This window comes from Anaerohalosphaeraceae bacterium, assembly GCA_035378985.1.
Lineage (GTDB): Bacteria > Planctomycetota > Phycisphaerae > Sedimentisphaerales > Anaerohalosphaeraceae > JAHDQI01.
Map to the genome: position 1 here is coordinate 1 of DAOSUR010000041.1, position 2536 is coordinate 2536.

A 2536-nucleotide genomic window follows, 5' to 3' on the forward strand; every position below is an offset into this window, starting at 1 on the left:
CTGACGGTGGTGGCGCCGGATGTGGGGAATATGAAGAAGGCGGCGCGGTATGCCCAGAAGCTGGGGGCGGATTTGGCGATTATTCACAAGCGGCGCGTTAACGGAGCTGAAGTGGTTTGCGGGGAGATTATCGGGGAGGTGGAAGGGCGGAATATTGTGATGTGCGATGATATGATTACGACGGGCGGAACGATTTGCGGGGCGGCGGAACTGCTGAAGCAGCGGGGGGCCGGCCAGATTATTGCCGGGGCCACCCATGGTGTTTTGGCAAAGCCGGCGCTGGAGCGGCTGCCGAAAGCGCCGCTGGATGAGGTGATTGTGACTGACAGTGTTCCGCTCGGTTCGAAGGGAACGGTGCTGAACAATCTGACGGTGCTGAGTGTGGCGGACCTGCTGGGGGAAGCGGTCCGGCGAATTCATCTGAATCTGTCCGTCAGCGGTTTGTTTAACGGAATCGAGTAAGACAGAGGCGGGCGGGAAGCGGCCAAGCAGTCCTGCCTGCCGGCAAAGAAAGACAGAGAGGACATGTATGGCAGAGTTGATGACGTTAGAGGCGGAAATTCGGCAGCAGAAAGGCAGCAAAGCAGCCCGACGGCTTCGGGACCGGAAGGTCGGCAAACTGCCGGCGATTGTGTACGGGCACGGACAGGAGCCGGTGTGCATTTCGCTGAATGCGCATGATTTTGTCGAAGCCCTGCATCACGGGCACCGGATTTTTGATGTGCAGCTGCCTGGCGGCAGGCAGACCCTGCTGGTGAAGGATTTGCAGTATGACCATTTCGGCAAGCAGATTATCCATGCGGATCTGATGCGTGTGGACCTGTCGGAGCGGGTGACGGTGACGGTGCCGCTGGAGCTTCGCGGAACGGCCAAAGGCTCGCACGAGGGCGGGATTGTGGATCAGATGCTGGACCATCTGGAAATCGAATGCGGCGTGACGGAAATTCCGGAAGTTCTCGTCGTGTCGATCAAGGAATTGGGATTGGACCAGATGATTCATGCCAAGGATGTGGAGCTGCCCGCCGGGGTGGTGCTGAAGACCAATCCGGAAGCCCTGATTTGCCTGTGTCATCTGCCGAAGGTCCGGGAAGCCGAAGAAGCGGCTGCCCCTGCCGAAGGGGTGCAGGAACCGGAAGTTATTACGGAGCGCAAGCCGACGGAAGAAGAAACCGAAACGGCCTAAGGTTCGGCCTCGGAGAGAGCCGTGTCGGACGGAGTCTGGAAGACGTTGCGGAATTGTCTGGGGAAGGCGGCTTGCCGGCCGTCCGAGCCGTCGGGGTCGGAGTTGTATGTGGTGGCGGGCCTGGGCAATCCGGGAGCGGCTTACGAGAAGACGCGGCATAATGTGGGGTTTGAGGTGATTGACCGGCTGGCAGAGCGGCTGGGAGCCGGCGCCGAAAAGAAAAAGTTCGGTTCGCTGGTTCGCGAGGCGCAGGCGGAAGGGCGGAAGCTGCTGCTGGTCAAGCCGCAGACCTTTATGAACCGCAGCGGTCAGGCGGTGGCGACGGTGCTGGGGTTTTATCGGCTGGGACTGGAGCGGCTGCTGGTGGTGACGGATGATGCGGCGCTGGAACCGGGCCGAATTCGGCTGCGTGCAAAAGGTTCGTCGGGCGGGCATAAAGGCCTGGCGGACATTATCGAAAAAGTGAACAGTGAAGAATTTGCTCGGCTTCGGGTGGGGATTGGTTCCTGCCCGAGTGAATCGATGGCCGACTATGTTCTGTCTCGTCCTTCGGTGCAAGAGCGGGTTTTGCTGGAGCGTGCCGCAGAGCTGGCGGCGGAGGCGGTTCTGTGCTGGGTGCGGGACGGCATCGAGGCGGCGATGAATCGATACAATAGTCGGGAACGTGCCGGTTTTCCGGAAGGAACGGAGCCGGAGAAGAACGGACTGGAGAACCCAGACGAAACAAGAAATCCTTAAAGTATGGGAGGTCTGAATTTGAAAACAGCGGTCAAACGGTTGTATGAAGGGTTGTTCCTGGTGGATTCGGCGCTGGCGGCGTCGGATTGGGACGGTGTCCTGGGAACTATTCGCAAGTTTCTGGAGCGGGCCGGTGCGGACATTGTGAGCTTGAAGAAGTGGGATGACCGTCGGCTGGCCTATGAGGTGGAAGGCAAGAGCCGCGGCACGTACATTCTGGCGTATTTTCACTGCGAGCCGTCGCGGGTGCACGGGATTGAGCGGGATGTGAACCTGTCGGAGCGTGTGCTTCGCGTGCTGATTCTTCGTGCGGACCGGATGAGCCGGGAGGATATGGAAAAACCCACGCCGGCGGAACTGCATCCGGAAGGCAGCTCGATGCCGGTGCCGGAACCGCTGGAAGAGGCGGACGATGCAGCCGCGGAGGCGGCAGGTGCGGAACCGGCGGGGGACGAACCGGCGGCCTCTGAATAAACGCGGTCGTGCGGGAGCGGCCTGTCGGGCCGGTTTCAGCACTCAGGACAGGAGAACAGACGATGGCCAGTTTGAATAAAGTACTGCTGATGGGGAATCTGACGCGGGACCCGCAGGTGACGTATCTGCCCAGTCAGACGC

The 2536-nt window shown here is 60.3% G+C and carries 4 protein-coding genes; all 4 read left to right on the plus strand.

The annotated features are described in order from the left end of the window. The coding region (gene prs, locus PKY88_13270) for a ribose-phosphate diphosphokinase (protein ID HOQ06170.1) at positions 1-462 on the plus strand (462 nt) is incomplete at its 5' end. Between the two features lie 67 nt (positions 463-529). Next, positions 530-1183, plus strand: coding sequence for a 50S ribosomal protein L25 (locus tag PKY88_13275; protein HOQ06171.1), 654 nt, complete (start codon positions 530-532; stop codon positions 1181-1183). Positions 1184-1204: 21 nt separating this feature from the next. Next, complete coding sequence (pth, locus tag PKY88_13280; protein HOQ06172.1) at positions 1205-1921, plus strand: aminoacyl-tRNA hydrolase; 717 nt, start codon at positions 1205-1207, stop codon at positions 1919-1921. Between the two features lie 3 nt (positions 1922-1924). Next, positions 1925-2395 (plus strand): 30S ribosomal protein S6, encoded by a 471-nt coding sequence (rpsF, locus tag PKY88_13285; GenBank protein HOQ06173.1) that lies wholly within the window; start codon positions 1925-1927, stop codon positions 2393-2395. Positions 2396-2536: the final 141 nt, after the last annotated feature.

What these genes read in the sequence shown, in the direction of transcription:
- PKY88_13275 (HOQ06171.1), top strand. Translation starts at nt 530, where the DNA reads ATGGCAGAGTTGATGACGTTAGAGGCGGAAATTCGGCAGCAGAAAGGC.
- rpsF (HOQ06173.1), top strand. Translation starts at nt 1,925, where the DNA reads ATGGGAGGTCTGAATTTGAAAACAGCGGTCAAACGGTTGTATGAAGGG.